Raw genomic sequence first — 19,921 nt, 5'->3', positions numbered from 1 at the left:
AACATGGGGCTTTGCTATGTGGCACCCAGTTTGCTAGCAAACTTCATACAAATGCTAGCAATCTGGAGAAACAACATGCAAAACATGCAAAAACTGCTCTCCCCCATTACCAACTTGCTGCCCCGTGCAGTGGCCATAGCAACTATTAGCCTGACCCTGAACAGTGCTTATGCTGAGGAACCGATCAAAGTGGGGCTGGTTGCAGCACTTTCTGGGCAGTCAGCAAAATCAGGCGAAGCCCTGACCCGTGGTTTGACGGTAGCAATTGACGAAATCAATGCCGCTGGCGGGATTCTCGGACGACCAGTGGAACTGATCCGCCGTGACGATGAGAGCAACCCAGCCAAAGGCATGCTGGCAGCGCGAGAACTGATTCAGCGCGAACAGGTTGCGGTGTTATTTGGTGGTCTCGACACCCCGGTATCACTGGCTATCGTGCCTCTGGCCAACCAACTCAAAGCGCCCTTCATGGGCATTTGGGCGGCCGGCACCAAAATCACTGAAAACGGCGCTAAAGATAACTACGTGTTTCGTGTGTCAGCCGTCGATGAACTTGTCGACGAGGCATTGGTGGAATATGGCGTCAGCAAAAAAGGTATGCGCAAACCCGGCATGATCCTGATTAACAATCCATGGGGCGAGTCGAATGAGATCGGCTTTAAGCACGCACTGGATAAACGCAACATGCAAGCGGCCGGCATCGAGCGTATAGAAGACAGTGACCTCGACGTTATCCCACAGCTAACACGCCTGAAAAATGCCGGTGCTGACAGTTTATTAATGGTCGGCAACGTGGGGCCGTCAGCACAAGTGGTCAAGTCACTCGACCGGATGGGTTGGGATGTACCGATTGTTTCTCACTGGGGCCCGGCTGGCGGTCGCTTCGGTGAGCTAGCAGGTGCAAATGCCAGCAAAGTTCATTTCATTCAGACCTATGTATTTACCGACAACAATAGCCCCAGAGGAGACGCGGTTCTGGCGGCATTGAAAAAACGCTATACGGAAATTAAAACCCTGGCTGATGTCACCCCTGCCGTCGGTATTGCCAACGCCTACGACGCAATGTTCCTTGCTTCGCTGGCTATCGAGAAAGCAGGCAGTACCAAAGGCACAGAGGTGCGCGATGGTTTTTATGCGATCAATCAATACAGCGGCCTGATCAAAGATTATAAACAGCCGTTCACCCCGACCAAGCATGACGCCCTGGGCCCGAATGATTATGTGTTCACCCATTTCGTAAACGACCAGATTGTCCCGATAGCACCTTAAACGCAGCTGTGAGCGGCCCTGCGTACAGGGCCGCCAGAAGGATATGCAGATGATAACCGCCGCCATCATTACCGGCATCGGCTTGGGCAGTATGTATGCCTTGCTGGCCTTGGGTTTTCACATCACTTACGTGGTTTCACATACGGTCAATTTTGCCCAGGGCAGCGCCATGATGGTAGGCGCAGTCTTAGGCTACAGCTTCTATATCACTTGGGGTTGGCCGCTCTGGTTGGCGGTACCCGCTACCCTGACGTTGTGTGCGATTTACGGCTTGGCGATTGAGCGCTTTTTAGTCAGGCCATTCCACTCGCGCGGATCAGAAGCCTGGCTGATGGCGACAGTAGCCGGTGGCATTCTGGTGGATAACCTGGCGATGTTCAGTTTCGGCAAGGAGCCCCGCCAATTCACCTCTGAATTGGCGAGCCAACGTCTGGACGTGTTTGGCAGCAGCATAGGTACCCTGCAAATGCTGATCCCGATTGCAGGAGCAAGCATTGCCCTCGCGCTGTTTTTGGTGCGCCGCTATACGCGTTTAGGCAAGGTTTTGGAGGCGTGTGTGCAGAACCCGCGTGCCGCCATGTTGATGGGCATACGGGTTAACCGGGTTGTTGCAATCGCATTCGCCGTGTCGAGTGTATTTGCCGCGCTGGCCGGTCTGTTGATAGCGCCCTTGTTCAACGTCAGCGCCGAGATGGGCACCTTATTCGGTCTCAAGGCCTTTGCCGTGGCTATTTTGGGCGGTATTTCCAGCGCCAGCGGAGTATTCGCCGCAGGGCTGATTTTTGGTTTGGCTGAAGCCTTGATCACGGTCTATTTCGGTTCGGCGTTTACCCAAATATTTACCTTTGCACTGGTTATCGTGGCCTTGGCCCTGCGCCCCAACGGCCTTTTCGGCAGCAAAACACTGGTGAAAGTATGAGCCTGAATAAAACACTGATCGCGCCTGCTTGCCTAGTCTTGCTTGCCATTGTCAGCGGTGTGTTAGCGCTGACGCTCGACAGCTATTCGCTGTTGGTATTTACATTCTGTGCACTGACTGTCGTGGTCGGTGTCGGCTTGAACATCCTGATCGGCTTAAGCGGGCAAATCTCCTTCGGCCACATCGCTTTTTACGCAATAGGCGCCTATGTTTGCGCCTTGCTCAGCATTGCGCAAATTCCCCTTGGCTTGGCAATGCTGGCAGCAGGACTGGTTTGCGCGACCATTGGCGGGCTATTGGCAATCCCGGCTTTAAGGGTTAGCGGACCTTATCTGGCGATGATTACGATTGCATTTGCACTGGTGGTTCATCACAGCCTGATCGAATGGCGCTCGCTGACCGGCGGCGCTAATGGATTGATGGGAATTCCTCTGCCTGAATTTGGCTCACTCGACCCAACCGTCTCTTTGGCCTTGATTTCAAGTGCGCTAATGATCGCCTCTTTGGTGTTTTATCAGCGTTTACGCAATAGCGGCTGGGGGCTGGCGATGCGCGCGGTGAAATCAACAGAGATCGCAGCAAAATCGCTGGGATTTAACCCCATGCACAGCAAAACGTTAGCCTTTGCCTTATCCGCTGGGCTGACCGGAATTGCAGGTGCTTTGGTCGCACCCTTGATGATGTTTATCAATCCGGCGTCCTTCCCATTCTCGCAATCCATTCTGTTTGTACTGGCAGTGATAGTCGGCGGTAGCGGCACATTGTTTGGCCCGTTACTCGGGGCTTTGCTGATCGTGCTTTTGCCCGAAATGCTTTCGGACTTTGCCGAATACCGTCTACTCATATTCTCAGCCTTGTTGCTTGCTGTGCTTTGGGTCGCCCCCCGTGGCGTTTTAGGTACCCTTGCCGGCCTATGGATGCGCCCCGCTAAATTGCTTGTCAGCAGCACAGTTAACACCCAGCTATTGGCCCAGCACTTCGCTCAAGCCGATACAAGCCAAGGGTTACAGGTCAGCGAGATTGGCATTCGCTTCGGTGGCGTCCAGGCAGCACAGGGCGTTAGCTTTTCAGCGCAGCCTGGCAGCATCACCAGTATTATTGGTCCAAACGGTGCGGGTAAAACCACTGTCCTCAATATGATCAGCGGTTTCTACGCGCCCGACAGCGGCAGTATTAACCTGAACCAACCACTGGCGGGTAAACCGGCCTGGAAAGTAGCCCGTGCAGGTATCGCCCGCACCTACCAGACAACACAATTGTTCGGTGAGTTATCTGTACTTGAAAACCTGTTGATTGCCTTGCAAAAAGGTCGATTGAAGCAGCCCTTCAGTCAGGCGAATGAGCAACAACGCGAACTTGCGTTGCAACTATTAGCCTTGGTTGGCTATGCCGGCTCGGTGAATACACAGACAGAAGACTTGCCGCACGTAGACCGGCGTCTGGTTGAAATTGCCCGAGCGCTGGCAACTCGCCCAGCCGTGCTGTTGCTGGATGAGCCTGCAGCCGGTTTAAGCCGCAGCGACACTGACAAACTGGCGATTCTGTTCAAGCGCTTAGCCGAATTTGGTATAGCCGTGATTTTAGTCGAGCACGACATGACCTTGGTCATGGCCGTTTCCGAACGTTTACTGGTGCTGGATGCAGGTAAACCAATTGCCTGGGGAACGCCCGAAGAAGTGCGCAGCAACGAGCGTGTTATTGCCGCCTACTTAGGCAGTACCAGCTATCAGGCGCCCCCGCGTCACACACCTTGGGACGGCTCACGAGATGCGCGCCTGTTCGTCAAAGACTTGGTGATTGACTATGGAGCAGCGCCCGTGGTCGACAAGGTCAACCTTCTGGTTAATCCAGGTGAACTGGTGGCGATTCTCGGTGCGAATGGCGCAGGCAAATCAAGCATCCTGCAATGTTTGGCGGGCCTGCACTCGGCAACGTCCGGCAGCATCCTCCTGGATAACGAGAGTATTCACCACGCGCCGCCCAATAGTATTGCTGCTCAAGGGCTGGCGTTAGTCCCGGAAGGACGCCAAGTCTTTCCACTGCTGAGTGTGCGCGACAATCTTCTGCTAGGTGGCTATTCGCGTGGCGACACTTATGACGCAGCCGCAGAAGTTGAGGCAATTCTCAAGCGCTTCCCGCGCTTGCGCGACCGTATCGACAGCCCTGCTGGGTTGCTCTCTGGCGGCGAACAACAAATGGTCGCCATTGGCCGTGGGTTAATGGCCAAACCGAAAATATTGTTACTCGACGAACCTTCGCTGGGGCTGTCACCCGCCATGATCGGTGAGCTTTACAACACACTAGCCGCGCTACGCGATGAAGGCGTGACCATATTGCTGGTCGACCAGATGGCCAACCTGGCCTTGCAAGTCGCTGACCGCGCTTATGTGCTCGAAACCGGACGCATCGTCAAAACAGGTAGCGCTGAACAACTCCGTGGCGACCCCGAACTTGAAGCGGCCTATCTCGGTGAAGGGGCCGCAGCATGAACAGCTTGAAAATCATCAATGCGCGCCGCGCAGATCAGCCGACACAAACAGTCGAACTGTATATTGAGGACGGTGTGTTCGTTGCAGCGCCCTCTCCCGCTCGACACATTGAAGTGCTGGATCTGGCAGGAAAGTTGATCTTGCCGGGGCTGGTTGAAAGCCATATCCATTTGGACAAAGCCTGCATTATGTCGCGCTGCCAACTGCAGCACGGCACATTGAACGAGGCGATCAGTCAGACCCGAGCAGCAAAAGCTGACTTTACCGAAGAGGATGTCTATCAACGCGGCGCAAGCGTGCTGGAAAAAGCCATCGTTCAAGGCACCAGCCACATGCGCACGCACATTGAGATTGATCCGCAAATCGGCTTGACCGGTTTCAACGCGATCAAACGCTTGCAGGCAGATTACGCGTGGGCAATCACCCTGCAGCTATGCGTCTTCCCCCAGGAAGGACTGCTCAATAACCCGGGAACCGAGGCGCTTATGCGCCAAGCCCTTGAGCAAGGTGCAAGCGTAATCGGCGGTTGCCCGTACATGGACGATCAACCCTTGGCGCATATCCAGCGAGTGTTTGAATTAGCCCGCGAATACGATTGCGAGATCGATTTTCATCTCGACTTTGACCTCAACCCAGAAGGCTTGACGGTTGACGAAGTGATCCGCTGCACCCTCGATTTTGGCTGGCAACATAGAGTTGCCATCGGCCATGTGACCAAGCTCTCGGCACTGCCCAAAGCTCAGTTGATAAGCATAGCGATGGCCCTGGGCGAAGCGGGTGTGCAAGTGACTTGCCTGCCAAGTACCGATTTGTTTTTAACCGCTCGCGAGCACTTCCATAATAAACCCCGAGGCTTGGCGCCACTGGCCCACCTGCATGCGTGCGGCGTAACCTGCTCGCTTTCAACCAACAACATCGGCAACCCATTCACCCCTTATGGAGACGCCTCTCTGGTGCGCCAGGCGAATTTATTCGCAAACGTCAGCCAACTCGCCACCGAGGTCGAGTTACTTAACTGCATGAGCTGGGTTTCAACCGAGTCAGCCAAGCTTTTACACCTGCCAAACTATGGTCTCGAACCCAACTGTCGGGCTGACTTTATCGTCTTTGATGCGCCTGACAGTGTCGCAGTAATTGCCGAAATAAGCCCACCGCTGGCCGGTTTCAAAGCGGGCCGACAAACCTTTCAGCGTCATCAGGCGCAACTGCTGAATCCGAGCTGATAACCATGCTGCTTGTATGCTGCTTGGGACTTAAAGCAAGCAGCAACTCAGTGATTGAAGCGTCATCAGCCATTCAAATTAGCTCGACTTCTCATAGACGCCCCGTCCAATAATCTCTATTGATCGAGAACAGCTAGGCTTAGCGCTGAGCTCGATCAACAGTTAATTGAAACGATTGTGCAGAAAGCGCGCCTAAGCCTGTAGCTACGGCACGCAATCACTAGCCGTCACGATTATTAATCGGGGCTGAAGCCACACAAAAGGAGTCATGCAGATATGCCGCAATCAACGAGTATTAACCGCCAAGTTGTTCTCGCCTCTCGCCCGCATGGCGCGCCGACCGCAGAAAACTTCCGAATTGAACAAAAGCCGCTGCCCACGCCTGAACAAAATCAGCTGTTATTGCGCACCGTGTATCTTTCACTCGACCCCTATATGCGTGGGCGTATGAGCGACGCAGCCTCCTATGCCGACCCAGTTGAGGTTGGCGATCTGATGATCGGCGGCACCGTTTGCCGGGTCGTCAGCTCAAATAATCCAGCCTTCAAACCCGGCGACTGGGTGCTGTCCTACAGCGGCTGGCAAGATTACTCATTGTCCGATGGTACTGGCCTGACCAACCTTGGCAGCAACCCGCAAAATCCATCTTATGCCTTGGGCATCATGGGCATGCCCGGTTTCACGGCTTATATGGGCTTGCTCGATATTGGTCAGCCGCAAGCGGGTGAAACATTAGTCGTGGCGGCGGCAACCGGGCCTGTCGGCGCAACTGTCGGCCAGATCGGCAAAATCAAACAATGCCATGTTGTCGGCATCGCCGGTGGCGCCGAAAAGTGTCGCCATGCGGTCGAAACACTGGGGTTTGATGCCTGCCTGGATCACCATGCCAGCGACTTTGCTGAACAATTGGCAAAAGCCTGCCCTAAAGGCATTGATGTGTATTACGAAAACGTCGGCGGCAAGGTCTTCGACGCAGTGCTGCCACTGCTCAATACCCGTGCGCGGATTCCGGTTTGCGGGCTGATTGCCCAGTACAACATGACCGCTTTGCCAGACGGACCGGACCGTTTGACTCTGCTAACCCGCACCATCCTCACCAAGCGCTTGAAGATTCAAGGTTTCATTATTTTCGATGATTACGCAGACCGCTACGACGAGTTTGCCCGCGACATGAGCCAATGGCTCTCGGATGGAAAAATCAGTTACCGCGAACAGTTGGTACACGGTTTGGAGAATGCCCCTGAAGCATTCATCGGCCTGCTTGTAGGCAAGAATTTCGGCAAATTGGTGATTCAAGTGGGCGCTGAAAACCAATCCGACTGATCGCTAAACCGCACACCTATGATGAGGTTGATATGAAAATTCTGATGGTTTTAACATCGCACGACACGCTTGGAGACACCGGCCATAAAACCGGCTTCTGGCTCGAAGAATTCGCCGCGCCTTACTACGTGTTCAAGGATGCTAACGCAGCAATCACTCTAGCCTCACCCAAAGGCGGCCAACCGCCACTTGACCCCAAAAGCGATGAGCCAGACGCGCAAACGGCGGCTACCGAGCGGTTTCGTACCGATGCGGTAGCGCAAAAAGCCTTGGCCAATACCGCGAAGCTTGAAACCCTGAATGCCACGGATTATGACGCCATATTCTATCCTGGCGGCCACGGCCCTCTGTGGGACCTGGCCGAGGATCAACACTCAATTGCCCTGATCGAAGACTTTCACGCGGCAGGTAAGCCGGTTAGCGCAGTTTGCCATGCGCCAGCAATTTTCCGTCACACCAAAGGAGTCGATGGTAAGCCACTGGTTAACGGCAAAAGTGTCACTGGTTTCAGCAACAGCGAAGAGGACGCCGTGCAACTGACCGACGTCGTGCCCTTCCTGGTTGAAGACATGCTTCAGGAGAAAGGCGGTATCTATTCAAAATCAGCAGACTGGGAAAGCTATGTGGTCAGCGACGGCCACCTCGTCACAGGTCAGAACCCTGCTTCGTCAGAAGCCACAGCTGAAGCCGTACTGAAGCTACTGCAGTAACAATACCTGTTCAATACAGACGCCCAAGCACTGCAGTTATGCTGCACGGCTTGGGCGTTAATGGTTAAACAGGCCGCTCCTGATTTAAAGCCCGGCGAGGGCCTGACGCAGATTCACCTCTTCAGGCTCTTGATCATCAAGTGCCAGCTGGCCTTCAAGCTCATCAAGGTGATCAAGCATGACCTGCACCGCCCTTTCACGATCACCCTCTTGCAATGCAGTGATGATGTCCTGATGCTCGTCAGAGGCGCAGGATGGCACATCATTGCGCTGGTATAGCGCAACGATAAGCGAACTTCGCACCATCAGATTAGCCAGTATTTCACTCAGCACACTGTTGCCGCTGAGTTCCCCCAGGAGCAGGTGAAATTCACTGAGTTCACGCACAATTGCCCGACGATCAGTTGCGTTGGTGGCACAGCGCTCGTTACTCAAATGAGTACTGACCCGTTGCGCATGGTCACGCATTACTTGCGGGCTGATGCTCTCGACTATCGCACGCTCGATGGCCCGTCGGGCCGCGAATACTTCACGCGCCTCTTTTGCTGTCGGCTGAGAAACCAGTGCCCCGCGGTTCGGTTCGATGGTGACAATACGCTGCATCGCTAAACGCTGTATCGCAACTTGAACGTGATTGCGGTTGGCCTGCAGTGTTTCGACGATTTGCGCCTCAACCAGGCGCGTACCTGGTCGCAGGCGATGCTGAGCAATCGCCTTTGACAGCACATCAACAATGCGCTGGACCTCAATTTGTTTAGCGCTGACGCTCATCGAACCCATGTTGCCCTCGGTCACCCAGTCGCTACATTGCAAAACACCCATAATCGAGGCTTATTATCCGCCACAGTCGACAACCCGGTAAACACTCAACCCGCAAGCAATGCTTAATCTGGCTGAGCCAAACTTACTCCTTGGCCACGAGGGTCATGCATTGCAAAGCGTTTGCCAGTGTTTTCGATGGCAATAGCACCGGCTTGCCCAGTAAATGGACTACCGGCAGGTATCACTTCAACATCATGCCCCAGCGTTGCTAGTTGATCGATTACGTTGCTGCCGATATCCGCCTCAAGTTTCAAGTTATCAGTGCTGTCGAAGAAGCTTCTGCCCAACAAAAACCTCGGCATGCTCAGGGCTTCATCGATGGGTTGAGCAAAATCGATCAGTTGCGTGGCTAATACCAGCTGAGTTTGCGGCTGGCCATCACCGCCTTGCGTGCCAAAGAATAAGCGGCGCCCATCGTCTGCCAAGTAACACGACGGATTAAGCGTATGGGCCGGACGTTTACCCGCCGCCCATGCATTTGCGTGTGCCGGGTTAGCGCTAAAACCTGCTGCGCGGTTTTGCCAAAGCACGCCCGTGTCACCGAGAATGCAGCCCGAGCCGAAGTCGTGAAACAGGCTCTGGATCAAGCATGCGCTCCGGCCTTGTTCATCTGTTGCCGCCATCCACACCGTATCCGCCGGGCGGCCGGGTTCAGACCACGCCGCAGCACGGTTCTCATCAATCTGCGCAGCATATTGCCGAGCACAGGAGTCAGACAGGCTGGCGTTGAAATCCCACCCCGTCACAAGCGGATCACACAATTGCGCATTGCGCCGCAGCAAGCCTTGCTTGATGGCTTCAACCAGGCAGTGGTAATAACGGGCGGAGCCATTTGCATATTCGTGCAACGGCATATGCTGCAACGCCGACATTGCCTGAAGGGTGTAAAGCCCTTGGCACGGAGGCGCAACATTAAATAGCCGTCCCTGACGATAGCGAATCGAGATTGGTGCGACTTCTGGCGCCCGCGTGGCGGCTAGATCTGCAGCGGTTAAACCACACTCCAACTGGCTGAATGACTGGGCAAACGTATGCGCGAGTTCCCCCTGATAAAAGTCATCAATCCCTGCGCGTGACAACTGCCGCAAGGTATTGGCCAGTTCAGGTTGGCGCAATATATCGCCCGGTTGCATCCAGCGCCCATCACGCTTGCACAGAGCATGGAGGTCGGGCAGCCCTTCGATCATGGCTTTGCGCCGCTCCTGCCAGAATAATTGCGACTCTGACACTGCAACCCCGCGCTGCGCGGTTGCAGCTGCTTCATCCAACAAGTCAGTCCAGCTCATACGTGAGCCCCACTGCCGGCTAATTTGCTGAGCCGTTTTCCAACTCGCCATAGCGCCTGCTGTCGTCGCGACAGCGCCGGGCCCACGCAAGGTAATTGCCCCACCCAGCGGTAACTGCTGCCCGGCCTGACCGATCCCCATAATGGTGCGTACTTGACTGTCGTGAATCATCCATAGCGCATCACCACCCAAACCCGTCATGTGCGGATACACCGCTGCAAGCATCGCACTCGCGGCCAACATCGCATCAATCGCAGTGCCGCCGGTCTGCATAATCTGCAGGCCCGCAGCGCTCGCATCAGGGTGTGGTGTACAGATCACGCCACGAGGAGACTCAGCTATCATCGGTTCAGCTCCTAACTTTGCTAGCTATCTTTTGATGTTTTGCTAACAAAGAAAGCAATAACTGTTCCCTAATCCTTGTTCAGCACGCAGTCGAGCAGGTTACAATCGGGTTTGTTTGCAACACACACTCCCGCACCGAAAGCTGCACGGCAACAGGCAGCGATATCGCCGAGCGAATTTATAGAGCGCGCTTGCAACCATGACAGAACTCGCCCCGCTCGCTGCTTACCAGCGCGCCCTCGACCAACTCGGCTTCAAACCGGACAGTGCGCAGCTATTCGCCGCGGAGCAACTGCAAGCCTGTTATCAAGCGCTGCATAGCACAGCGCCAGATAAAGCGTTGGCAACCGGGGTGTATCTGTGGGGCCCGGTTGGGCGTGGCAAAACCTGGTTGATGGATCAGTTCCATAAAAGCCTGCAAGTACCGAGTCGCCGTCAGCATTTCCATCACTTTATCCGCTGGGTACATCAGCGCATGTTCCAGTTAACCGGTACCGCGGACCCGTTGCGGGCGCTGGCTTGTGAATTGCGCAATGAAGTGCGCGTGCTGTGTTTTGACGAGCTGTACGTCAATGATATTGGTGACGCGATTATTCTCGGCAAGCTGTTCCAGGTGATGTTCGAGGAAGGTGTGGTGCTGGTCTGCACATCGAACCAACCTCCGGATCAGCTGTATGAAGGTGGCTTTAATCGCGAGCGGTTCCTTCCGGCAATCGCAGCTATTAAGGCGAATATGCAAGTGGTCAAGATTGATGGCGGCCAAGACCACCGTTTGCATCCGGGTACGCAAGTCCAACGTTTCTGGCGCAGCGCCAAGGATAGTCCCAGCGCCTTGCATGACGTCTTTCTCCGTTTGAGTGAAGGTCAGCACAACACCGCCGAACCCATCATCCTCAATCAACGCAGGATAAAATTAGTGCGCCGTGCGGACACTGTAATCTGGTGCCGCTTTGCCGACCTCTGCGTAGAGGCGCTGGCTCCAGAAGACTACATCGCCCTGTGCGACCAATTCAGCGCTATTCTCGTCAGCGCTGTACCTGATCTGAGCGCTGAGCAACGCAGTGCAAAGATCGCCCGCGGCACCGAAGATGGTGCGCAACGCATTGATGCGGGTGATCGCGAGCTGCCGAGTCTGTCAGTTCACGACGACAGCGTACGCCGCTTTATTGCCTTGGTTGATGAGTGCTACGACCGCCGCGTGCCGCTGTATATCGAGGCTGCAGTAGAACTGACTGAGCTGTATACCCAAGGCTATCTGCAATTTGCCTTTCGGCGCACGTTGAGTCGCCTGCAAGAGATGCAGCTCCAACGGTTCACCGGCGAAGCGCAAGCGATCTCGAATCAAGCCGACACCCGCAAGGTCGAAACCGTAGAGGTTTGAGTTTGAATGCCTTGCGACTGTTTGCTGCAAACACAACTGAACTGTTATTAATCGGCTGCGCTCAAAAGTAAATAAGCGAAGCATTTACGAGTCACTGGCCCGAATCGCGCAGCAAGGAAACAGCATGCTTTTCCCGGATTTGACCGGCCTCAAGCTACATAAAATCATCAAAAAAACCGTTATCGATTATGTCGACGACGAGCTGCCCACTTATGCCTCGGCGTTAGCGTTTCAGATATTCTTCTCTCTGTTCCCCTTCATGTTGTTTTTGGTCGCGATCATCAGTGTGCTTGATCTTCAGCCGTTCTTTGACTGGTTGCGTGAGCAAGCCGCACTGGTGATGCCGCGCGCGGCATATGACTTGGTCAACCCGGCGATCGATCAGCTGCAGACGCAAAAAGCTGGGCTGTTTTCGGTCGCCATCGTAGTCGCGCTATGGACCGCATCATCAGCGGTTCGCTCAGTGATGACCGCGACCAATCGAGCTTACGGCGTCAAGGAAGGCCGCCCAGCCTGGAAGCGCTTCCCTCTTTCATTTATCTACACCATAGCCATTGCCATTACCCTGCTCAGCGCTGCCGGGCTAATGGTGCTGGGACCACAGGCGATGAACTGGCTTGCGCAGCAACTCGATATCGAGCAAATCGTGGTCACGCTCTGGTCGATCCTGCGCTGGCCCATCGCGATTTGCATGCTGATGCTCGTGGTATCGGTGGTCTATTACGTCGCGCCAGATGTCGAGCAGGAATTTCGCTTCATCACGCCGGGCTCCATACTCGCGGTAATTGTATGGATATCGGCGTCAGCTGGCTTTAGCTACTATGCGCAGAACTTCGCCAGCTACAACGCCACCTACGGCAGCATTGGCGCAATCATCATCTTGCTGCTCTACCTGTATATCTCATCGGCGGTGCTGCTATTCGGTGCCGAACTGAATGCAGTCATTGAGCACAGTGTCGAGGAAGGCAAGGACCCGGGCGAAAAGGAAATTGACGCCTAGCCCAGAGCCTTGCCTGCTACCGATCAATCGATCGGCAATCTTAATGCCCAAGCGCAGCCTGATACTCCTGCACCAACAAAGCAAACAGCTCAGCCGCAGGCAGCTCGCGGGCCAGCGCTGCACCTTGCCCAGCCCAGTAGGCTGCGAACTCCAGATTACCGGCCGCCGCTGCCGCCGCGATCAGTTGCTTGCCAGCGTCATAACCGATGCCGAAGCTAGGCACAGGCGGATGCCCTGCTGCGCCAACCTCGCGCATGAAGCGGTTAACCATGCCCCGTGCCGGACGTCCAGAGATCACCTTGGTCACTTGCGTTGTACGTGCTCGTTCGCTGCTGAGCATGTGCCTGTAACCGGCATTCGCAGCGCTCTCCGGGCATAACACAAAGGCAGTACCCAGTTGCGCCGCGCTGGCACCAAGCGCCATAACCGAAGCGATACCTGCGCCATCCATAATGCCGCCTGCCGCAACCACTGGCAGCCGTGTATGAGTTGCCAGCAACCGCACCAAGGCAGTAGTGCCAATCGCTTGATCTTGTTCAGGGTTGAAAACACCGCGATGGCCACCGGCTTCAATCCCCTGAGCAACGACCACATCGATGCCCGCCTCTTGCACCAGCAAGCCCTCTTCAAGGGTTGTCGCCGAGGCAAAAAGGGTAATACCGGCTTCCTTGAGTGCATCAATGCGCGACTGCGGCGGTAACCCCAAGTGAAAACTCACGACCGCCGGACGCTCCGCAAGCAGCACCTCGAGCTGGTCATCGTTGTTGCAAAAGCTGCTGTAGATATCTTTTAAAGCTGTCGGAGCAGACACGCCGAATTCAGCGAAGTATGGCTGTAAATGCTTGATCCACGCCTGCTCGACCGGTGCATTTGCGCTGCTCGGTTGATGACAGAAGACATTCACATTAAACGGACGCGAAGTCAGTGCGCGTGTCTCGGCAATCATTTTTTGCCCGGCGCCAGCGTCAACCGCGGCAATCGCAATTGAGCCCAAACCTCCGGCATTACTGACCTGCGCAGCCAGCTGAGCAGTTGAAGTACCCGCCATAGGCGCCTGCACAATCGGATGTTCAATCCCTAAACGCTGGGTTAAAACTGTCATCTTGCCCCCTCTAAAATCTCAGGTAGTGGCCAGCGCGCTCAAGCTTCAGAACAGCGCTGACCACTCAATTTACACCGCTCACTTTAGGCTAGAAACCTAATCGATTACGTGCAGCCAAACGCAACACATACCCCTCGGCAATGTTCGGACGATTAATGATTAAGCCTCCAAAGCACTGGCGGGGCCAAAAAACTCGTAATGACACTGATCGCTGGGTACACCTAAATCACCCAAGTGCTTTTTAACCTGCGCCATAAAGGGTTTCGGCCCAAGGAAGTAAGCGTCTAAATCCAGGTTCTCCGGTAGCCACTCAGCCAACAAATCACGACTGAGTAAACCCTGAGCATCGCTCTGATCATGCGGCCCAGGCTCGCTGTAACAGAAAAACCGCTTTAGCTGAGGATGGGCAGCAACTTGGCTGTCGACCCAGTCTTTAAAGGCGTGCACGGCACCGTTACGTGCACAGTGAATAAAGTGAATCGGCCGGCCACTGGCCTTCGCCGCATCGAGCATGGCCAGTGCAGGCGTAACACCCACCCCAGCAGTGATCAGCGCGAGCGGCTTTTGCGACTCGCGCAGAACAAACTCACCAGCCGGCGCAAACAATTCAATCTCATCGTTCACAGCTACGTTGTCATGCAAATGGTTGGAGACCGAACCCTGTGGCTCGCGCTTGACGCTGATTCGATAAGTCTGACCATTACTCAGTGCAGACAATGAATAATTACGCCGTACTTCTTCACCGTTCAGCGTTACAACAAGGCAGATGTATTGGCCAGGCTGATGCGCCAGCACCGCTTTGCCATCGACTGGGCTCAGGTAAAACGAAGTAATTTCATCGCTCTCAACAATCTTCTGCGCAACCTTGAAGGTACGGCGCCCGCGCCAACCACCCGCCGCTTGTTCGTTGGTTTTGTAGGCACTCTCTTCAGCGGCAATCAGAATGTCTGCCAGCTGGCCGTATGCCTGCGCCCAGGCCTCAATCACTGGGTCAGTGGCGACCTCTTCACCCAGGACTTCGCGAATTGCCCGCAGCAAACAGGTGCCAACGATCGGGTAGTGTTCCGGCAAGATATTCAACGACACATGCTTGCTGACAATCTGCCCGACTAGTGGGCCGAGCGCCTCCAGACGGTCAATATGCTTGGCATACATCAGCACGCCATTAGCCAACGCACGTTGCTGATCACCACTGGCCTGATGCGCCTGATTGAACAAGGAACGCACTTGCGGATATTCAGTGAACATCAGCGCGTAAAAATGTCGAGTGAGCGCCTCACCACCCGTTTCTAGCAATGGCACAGTTGATTTAACGATTGCACGTTGTTCAGGAGTCATTCTGGGGTTTCCTTGGTCAATCTTGCTAACTGGTCGGTTTGGCGGCCGCGTGGTAGTGTTCTTTCACCAATAGACAATCATTTTCCATGCCAAATAAACAAACCAATAAATTCAATAGCTTATAAAAATATTGGTCTTTATGACTCATGCAATTTGTAGTCATAAAGACTTAATGGAGTCATTTTGACAAACCCTTTGTTATTGACCCTGATACCGCTAATCGCTGATCTTTCGCGAGACTTGTCAGACGATGAACGCTACCGACGCCTGCTTATGGCGTTGCGCCAACTGTTGCCTTGCGATGCCGTGGCACTGCTCAAGCTGGAAGGCCAGGTGTTGGTACCTTTGGCAGTAGACGGCTTGAGCGCGGATACGCTGGGGCGACGGTTTAAGGTGGACGAGCACCCACGCTTAAACGCATTGCTTAATAACAATGGTCCGATGCGGTTTGCTACCGATTGTGAACTACCGGACCCCTATGACGGCTTAGTTGAAAACCACCGAGGTCATCTCGTCGTTCACGACTGCCTGGGCTGCCCGTTGTATGTGCAGGAACAGATCTGGGGGTTGATCACGTTGGACTCACTTGATCCGTCCAGTTTTGGCAAAGTGGACCTGAGCACCCTTGATGCTTTCGCCAGCCTTGCTGCGGCGACGGTGATGGCTGGCGAACGAATCAATCTTCTCGCCCGTAACGCCGAGGATCAGCGCCAACTGGCCGAGATCTACAAACGCGCCGCAGGGAGTAAGCACAACCAGGAATTAATCGGCCAAAGCAGTAGCCTGCGCCAACTGCGAAAAGAAATCGACGTCGTCGCCAACAGCGCTTTGAGTGTCTTGATTACCGGTGAAACAGGGGTCGGTAAAGAATTGGTCGCCGAAGCCATTCACAAGCACTCGCCGCGAGCCAGCAAACCGCTAATCAGCCTTAACTGCGCCGCCCTGCCGGAAACCTTGGCCGAAAGCGAATTGTTCGGCCACGTAAAAGGCGCCTTCTCCGGCGCCATGAGTGAGCGCAGCGGCAAGTTCGAGCTAGCCGATGGCGGTACGTTATTTCTGGATGAAGTCGGCGAGTTACCGCTGGCCATGCAAGCCAAGTTGCTGCGCGTATTACAGAGCGGTCAGTTACAGCGTGTGGGGTCCGATAGCGAGCACCATGTTGATGTGCGGGTGATTGCGGCAACCAATCGTGACCTGGCTGAAGAAGTGCGCAACGGTCGCTTTCGCGCTGACCTTTATCATCGCCTCAGTGTTTATCCGCTGCATGTGCCCGCATTGCGTGAGCGCGGTCGCGATGTATTGCTGCTTGCGGGCTACTTTCTCGAACAAAATCGCGCACGCCTCGGCTTGCGCAGCTTGCGTTTAAACAGCGACAGCCAACGCGCATTACTCGCCTACACCTGGCCCGGCAACGTGCGCGAACTCGAACACCTGGTCAGCCGAGCCGCGCTCAAAGCCCTGCAGACGAAACCTGAGCGACCGCGCGTACTGACCATCGATGAAGATGCGTTAGGTCTGGACTCTAAAACCCAGAACCACGCAGTCTCAGCTATTGATAGTGGCGCCTCAACTGTGCGCGGACGAGACTTAAAAGAGTCGATCGATATCTACCAAAGCAGCTTGATCAGCGAGGCACTGACTCGCCATCAGGGCAAGTGGGCTGATGTCGCACGTGAGCTGGGAGTTGATCGCGCCAACCTTAACCGGCTCGCCAAACGCTTGGGACTTCGCTGAGCACAGATCAAGACAATCCAATTTTGAGCTCGTGAAATAACCAATCAACCCGCAACAGCGGATTTATCTGGCCCCAAACCTGACCCAGGAAACCAAGTGATGCCGACAGTAAGCCCACTCGAATTCATGACCATAAACGATACCTTGAGCCGTTTTTTTCTGGCATTCGATGAGCGTGACTGGCAGCTGATGAGCGACTGCCTGGCGCCTCAAGTGCATATTGATTACGCCTCATCAGGACGAGAGCAGCCAGGCAGGATGAGCAATCAGGAATTTGTGCAGCGCCGTCAGAATGCCGTGGACAACTTGAGCAAACACCACAGCTTTTCCAACCTGTTGCTATCGAAAAGCGCAGCAGGCATCAACGCCCGCTGCAATTACCTGATCCTGCGATTCGACAGTACAGCGCGAGAAGACGCCGATGACTTTTTCCATTCATGCGGCGCCTATGAGTTTGTGTTCAGCGAAGTGGACGGACAACTAAAGATCGCCAGTATTACTCAGCGGGCACTGCGTAGCTGGGGCAACCGCCAACTGCATGGCGGTTCACGAAAAAGTTAGCCACTGCCTGGGTACGAAGCCGTGGTGGACAACACTTTTTTGTCCACCCACTGCCGCAGCATCGTAGATACCGTCTTGATCCTCATCTTGCAATAGCGAGAAGAGGATCAAATGGTTTTCCGGATTTTAGTACTCCGTAGGCAATGCAGAGCAGCTTGCGCATAGCTGCGCAGATGATCTGTTTACCCGTTTTGCCATTGGCTCTCATTCGCTCAGCCAGTGCCCGAATAGCGGGGTTACGAGTGATGGATACGATACCTGGCATATAAAGCCCGGCGCGTAACCTAACTGAGCCCATGCGCGATATCCGCACATGACCTTTGAGCATTCCTGATTCTTGTAACCTGGGATTAAGTCCGGCAAAGGCCGTGACCGCACGGCTGCTTTCGAAGCGTTCGATATCGCCCAACTCCGCCAGTACAAGCGCTGCGGTTCTGTCCGCAATGCCATCGATACTGGTTAGCAGGTCTCGCTGGCCGCGTAGATCGTCGTTGTCATCGAAGTGCTGTTTGATCGCCTTTAGCGTTTCATCGATTTGTTGACGCAAGTGCTCAAGCACCGATTCAATTGACGCCCTGACCTTCTGTTCGTTGGTCACATCTAGGCGGTTTTGTTCGATTTGCTCCAGCTCCTGCAAATCCTTCAAACGGCGCACTAACGCTTTCAGACGGCGAATAGAAGGCTGCTCAGGCTGCCAAGCTCGTAGTTCGGTCTGATGCCTGCGGCCATAGTCAGCGATGAGCTTGGCATCGACTTTATCCGTCTTTACCCGCTGCAGCTGGCTGCGAGCGTAATAGGCCATTTGTGCGGGGTTAAGGACGCAAACACGGTAACCCAGCTTAAACAGCCACTCAGCCAAAGCTTCGTGATAGATGCCAGTGGCCTCCATTACGACCCAGGCATCGGCTTCAGCGTGCTTAAGCAACCACTGCCGAAAGACCTCAAAGCCCGCAGCGTTATTACTCAGCTTGGCTTTGGTGCGGTACTTGCCGTTATCTTGCAGAGTGGCGATATCGAAGGTCTGTTTAGCTATGTCGATGCCGACAACTATCGTCATGACGCTTACTCCTCATTGAGTTAGGTCGATCATCACTTCATCCGTCCAACCTTGCTGATGCGAGCTCGAGGCTCAGGATACCGTTCGGACTTGCTGGATGAGTGCGGAGGAGTGCAGCGCTATCTACGTTACAAGCTCGAAGCTTTAGGGCGGACACGGCTTGCACTCGCTCCCCCGAGGATCAATCGGGAACTATCGCTCTAAAATAAGCAGTAGTCGAGATACAAGGGCGGACAGCGCTCTTTTGTCCGCCAGCCACAGCACAATCCCGGCCATTGACCAAACTCGAACGCGGCTATCTATTTACTCCGCTTAAAACCACTGATCATTACGCTTGCGCCGAACACGTAGCAAAGCTGGCAAGATCAAACCGGCAAACAAGCCAGCACCGGCAATGCCGCCGCCGTAAACCATATAACGCATCAATACTTGCTGCTGTTCATTGCCGAGCTGCGCTTTAGCTTCGCGCAGTTCCGAACGCGCTTGGCTCAACGCAGTATCTTGCGTGGTTCGCGCAGTCTGTAACTCGTCGATCAGCTTCTTACGCGCATCCATGGTTTCCTGCATGCCCTGAACCCGGTTTTTCCATGTCTCGTCAATGCCAGCCAGCTCAGATGTCAGCTCAGCCAACTTTTCTTCCAACTGCGGCAAGCGCTCAGCCTGACCCGGTACATTCTGCAGGTCGCGACTTGGAATCCATACGCTGTCGCCATTTTCACTGCGCACTTGACTGTAATCCCCTTGGGTTTTCAGTAGCTCAAGTTTCTGCCCCGAAACCAAGGTGCCGACAATACGGTAGCCATCTGTAGGGCCGCTGCGCACATAAGTTGTAAGGCTATCGCTCACCCAGCGCACATTTGCTGCAGCCTCCTCGGCCTGCACCGAAGTACCGGCGATTAGCAAACCGCCAAGCACACAGGCGTTAATTGCATGACGCTTAAATGGAATGACACGAACAAGGGAATGACTAAATAGGGACATGAGGCAATATCTTCGCATGGCAATCAAAAGAAGCCCGGCAAACGGGCACGCAAAAAAATCGGCCATGTATAAAATGCAGAAATACGCGCTGGTGAAGGTAAAAGCTGCCAAGCAGTCCCTTGGATGACTAACACCCCACACCCACCCGGCGGGCCGACAAAGGACAGACAGCAGTTGAATGGATTGAGTTCACTGCAAAAGGATGGATGGTGCAAAGGATTTACCAAACCGTGAAGTGCAACCACTCAGGCAGACTCAATTAAGCCTGACAAACGCACGATTGGGTCGCGCGGAGACTGGATAAAACCAACCAAGAGCGCCATCCTAGGCGGATATTTTCCACGCAGCACAAGATGCTGTTGTTACCGATTACGCAAGGAA

Annotated in this window: 16 protein-coding genes; 10 read left to right on the top strand and 6 right to left on the bottom strand. The window is 54.5% G+C overall.

The window, feature by feature from the left end; all coding sequences use genetic code 11:
* The first annotated feature begins 75 nt into the window (after window positions 1-75).
* The 6 genes from B9K09_RS08000 to B9K09_RS07975 all read left to right on the top strand — a co-directional run bounded on the left by B9K09_RS08000 (window position 76) and on the right by B9K09_RS07975 (window position 7,933).
* Entirely contained in the window at window positions 76-1,269 is a 1,194-nt protein-coding gene (locus B9K09_RS08000; protein WP_218191987.1) for an ABC transporter substrate-binding protein, read from the top strand.
* Between the two features lie 49 nt (window positions 1,270-1,318).
* Window positions 1,319-2,188: a branched-chain amino acid ABC transporter permease gene (locus B9K09_RS07995; RefSeq protein WP_087516309.1), complete on the top strand. Its 870-nt coding sequence runs from the start codon at window positions 1,319-1,321 to the stop codon at window positions 2,186-2,188.
* Window positions 2,185-4,677: an ATP-binding cassette domain-containing protein gene (locus B9K09_RS07990; protein ID WP_087516308.1), complete on the top strand. Its 2,493-nt coding sequence runs from the start codon at window positions 2,185-2,187 to the stop codon at window positions 4,675-4,677. Before B9K09_RS07995 ends, B9K09_RS07990 begins: the two co-directional genes overlap by 4 nt.
* A complete protein-coding gene (locus tag B9K09_RS07985; RefSeq protein ID WP_087516307.1) occupies window positions 4,674-5,900 on the top strand; it encodes an amidohydrolase family protein in 1,227 nt (408 codons plus the stop codon). The genes B9K09_RS07990 and B9K09_RS07985 overlap by 4 nt, the downstream gene beginning before the upstream one ends.
* Window positions 5,901-6,176: 276 nt before the next feature.
* Window positions 6,177-7,223 (top strand): NADP-dependent oxidoreductase, encoded by a 1,047-nt coding sequence (locus B9K09_RS07980; RefSeq protein WP_087516306.1) that lies wholly within the window; start codon window positions 6,177-6,179, stop codon window positions 7,221-7,223.
* Window positions 7,224-7,255: 32 nt separating this feature from the next.
* Entirely contained in the window at window positions 7,256-7,933 is a 678-nt protein-coding gene (locus tag B9K09_RS07975) for a type 1 glutamine amidotransferase domain-containing protein (RefSeq protein WP_087516305.1), read from the top strand.
* Window positions 7,934-8,017: 84 nt separating this feature from the next.
* On the opposite strand, the gene B9K09_RS07970 is transcribed toward B9K09_RS07975, so the two are convergent.
* Both B9K09_RS07970 and B9K09_RS07965 read right to left on the bottom strand, forming a co-directional pair.
* Window positions 8,018-8,713: a GntR family transcriptional regulator gene (locus tag B9K09_RS07970; protein ID WP_087519029.1), complete on the bottom strand. Its 696-nt coding sequence runs from the start codon at window positions 8,711-8,713 to the stop codon at window positions 8,018-8,020.
* A 104-nt stretch (window positions 8,714-8,817) separates the two neighbouring features.
* Window positions 8,818-10,386 (bottom strand): gamma-glutamyltransferase family protein, encoded by a 1,569-nt coding sequence (locus tag B9K09_RS07965; protein WP_087516304.1) that lies wholly within the window; start codon window positions 10,384-10,386, stop codon window positions 8,818-8,820.
* A gap of 199 nt (window positions 10,387-10,585) precedes the next feature.
* Between B9K09_RS07965 and zapE the strand changes: the two genes are divergently transcribed.
* Complete coding sequence (gene zapE / locus B9K09_RS07960) at window positions 10,586-11,767, top strand: cell division protein ZapE (protein ID WP_087516303.1); 1,182 nt, start codon at window positions 10,586-10,588, stop codon at window positions 11,765-11,767.
* A 124-nt stretch (window positions 11,768-11,891) separates the two neighbouring features.
* Window positions 11,892-12,767, top strand: a complete 876-nt coding sequence (locus B9K09_RS07955) for a YihY/virulence factor BrkB family protein (RefSeq protein ID WP_087516302.1) — start codon at window positions 11,892-11,894, stop codon at window positions 12,765-12,767.
* Window positions 12,768-12,807: 40 nt separating this feature from the next.
* Here the strand turns inward: B9K09_RS07955 and B9K09_RS07950 are convergent, their stop codons facing one another.
* Together B9K09_RS07950 and hmpA are read right to left on the bottom strand one after the other, a co-directional pair.
* Window positions 12,808-13,869: a nitronate monooxygenase family protein gene (locus B9K09_RS07950; protein WP_087516301.1), complete on the bottom strand. Its 1,062-nt coding sequence runs from the start codon at window positions 13,867-13,869 to the stop codon at window positions 12,808-12,810.
* Between the two features lie 159 nt (window positions 13,870-14,028).
* Window positions 14,029-15,207: an NO-inducible flavohemoprotein gene (gene hmpA / locus B9K09_RS07945; protein ID WP_087516300.1), complete on the bottom strand. Its 1,179-nt coding sequence runs from the start codon at window positions 15,205-15,207 to the stop codon at window positions 14,029-14,031.
* A 180-nt stretch (window positions 15,208-15,387) separates the two neighbouring features.
* On the opposite strand from hmpA, the gene norR reads away from it, so the two are divergent.
* Both norR and B9K09_RS07935 read left to right on the top strand, forming a co-directional pair.
* Window positions 15,388-16,941: a nitric oxide reductase transcriptional regulator NorR gene (gene norR / locus B9K09_RS07940; protein WP_087516299.1), complete on the top strand. Its 1,554-nt coding sequence runs from the start codon at window positions 15,388-15,390 to the stop codon at window positions 16,939-16,941.
* Window positions 16,942-17,040: 99 nt separating this feature from the next.
* Window positions 17,041-17,502 carry a nuclear transport factor 2 family protein gene (locus B9K09_RS07935; protein ID WP_087516298.1) on the top strand — a complete coding sequence of 154 codons (462 nt, stop codon included), beginning with the start codon at window positions 17,041-17,043 and terminating at the stop codon, window positions 17,500-17,502.
* 82 nt (window positions 17,503-17,584) lie between these two features.
* Here the strand turns inward: B9K09_RS07935 and B9K09_RS07930 are convergent, their stop codons facing one another.
* Both B9K09_RS07930 and B9K09_RS07925 read right to left on the bottom strand, forming a co-directional pair.
* Window positions 17,585-18,559 carry an IS110 family transposase gene (locus B9K09_RS07930; RefSeq protein ID WP_087516234.1) on the bottom strand — a complete coding sequence of 325 codons (975 nt, stop codon included), beginning with the start codon at window positions 18,557-18,559 and terminating at the stop codon, window positions 17,585-17,587.
* A 312-nt stretch (window positions 18,560-18,871) separates the two neighbouring features.
* Window positions 18,872-19,540, bottom strand: a complete 669-nt coding sequence (locus tag B9K09_RS07925; RefSeq protein WP_087516297.1) for a TIGR04211 family SH3 domain-containing protein — start codon at window positions 19,538-19,540, stop codon at window positions 18,872-18,874.
* Window positions 19,541-19,921: the final 381 nt, after the last annotated feature.

The organism is Pseudomonas sp. M30-35, from assembly GCF_002163625.1.
Taxonomy (GTDB): Bacteria; Pseudomonadota; Gammaproteobacteria; order Pseudomonadales; family Pseudomonadaceae; genus Aquipseudomonas.
This window is presented reverse-complemented; position numbering and strand designations above follow the sequence as displayed.

Excerpts from the sequence above, each read along its gene's own strand:
- B9K09_RS07970 (WP_087519029.1), bottom strand. The coding sequence starts at position 8,713 with ATGGGTTCGATGAGCGTCAGCGCTAAACAAATTGAGGTCCAGCGCATT.
- B9K09_RS07985 (WP_087516307.1), top strand. The coding sequence starts at position 4,674 with ATGAACAGCTTGAAAATCATCAATGCGCGCCGCGCAGATCAGCCGACA.
- B9K09_RS07965 (WP_087516304.1), bottom strand. The coding sequence starts at position 10,386 with ATGATAGCTGAGTCTCCTCGTGGCGTGATCTGTACACCACACCCTGAT.
- B9K09_RS07955 (WP_087516302.1), top strand. The coding sequence starts at position 11,892 with ATGCTTTTCCCGGATTTGACCGGCCTCAAGCTACATAAAATCATCAAA.
- B9K09_RS07975 (WP_087516305.1), top strand. The coding sequence starts at position 7,256 with ATGAAAATTCTGATGGTTTTAACATCGCACGACACGCTTGGAGACACC.
- B9K09_RS07925 (WP_087516297.1), bottom strand. The coding sequence starts at position 19,540 with ATGTCCCTATTTAGTCATTCCCTTGTTCGTGTCATTCCATTTAAGCGT.
- B9K09_RS07930 (WP_087516234.1), bottom strand. The coding sequence starts at position 18,559 with ATGACGATAGTTGTCGGCATCGACATAGCTAAACAGACCTTCGATATC.
- B9K09_RS07950 (WP_087516301.1), bottom strand. The coding sequence starts at position 13,869 with ATGACAGTTTTAACCCAGCGTTTAGGGATTGAACATCCGATTGTGCAG.
- B9K09_RS07990 (WP_087516308.1), top strand. The coding sequence starts at position 2,185 with ATGAGCCTGAATAAAACACTGATCGCGCCTGCTTGCCTAGTCTTGCTT.
- B9K09_RS07935 (WP_087516298.1), top strand. The coding sequence starts at position 17,041 with ATGCCGACAGTAAGCCCACTCGAATTCATGACCATAAACGATACCTTG.
- hmpA (WP_087516300.1), bottom strand. The coding sequence starts at position 15,207 with ATGACTCCTGAACAACGTGCAATCGTTAAATCAACTGTGCCATTGCTA.
- B9K09_RS07995 (WP_087516309.1), top strand. The coding sequence starts at position 1,319 with ATGATAACCGCCGCCATCATTACCGGCATCGGCTTGGGCAGTATGTAT.
- B9K09_RS08000 (WP_218191987.1), top strand. The coding sequence starts at position 76 with ATGCAAAACATGCAAAAACTGCTCTCCCCCATTACCAACTTGCTGCCC.
- B9K09_RS07980 (WP_087516306.1), top strand. The coding sequence starts at position 6,177 with ATGCCGCAATCAACGAGTATTAACCGCCAAGTTGTTCTCGCCTCTCGC.
- zapE (WP_087516303.1), top strand. The coding sequence starts at position 10,586 with ATGACAGAACTCGCCCCGCTCGCTGCTTACCAGCGCGCCCTCGACCAA.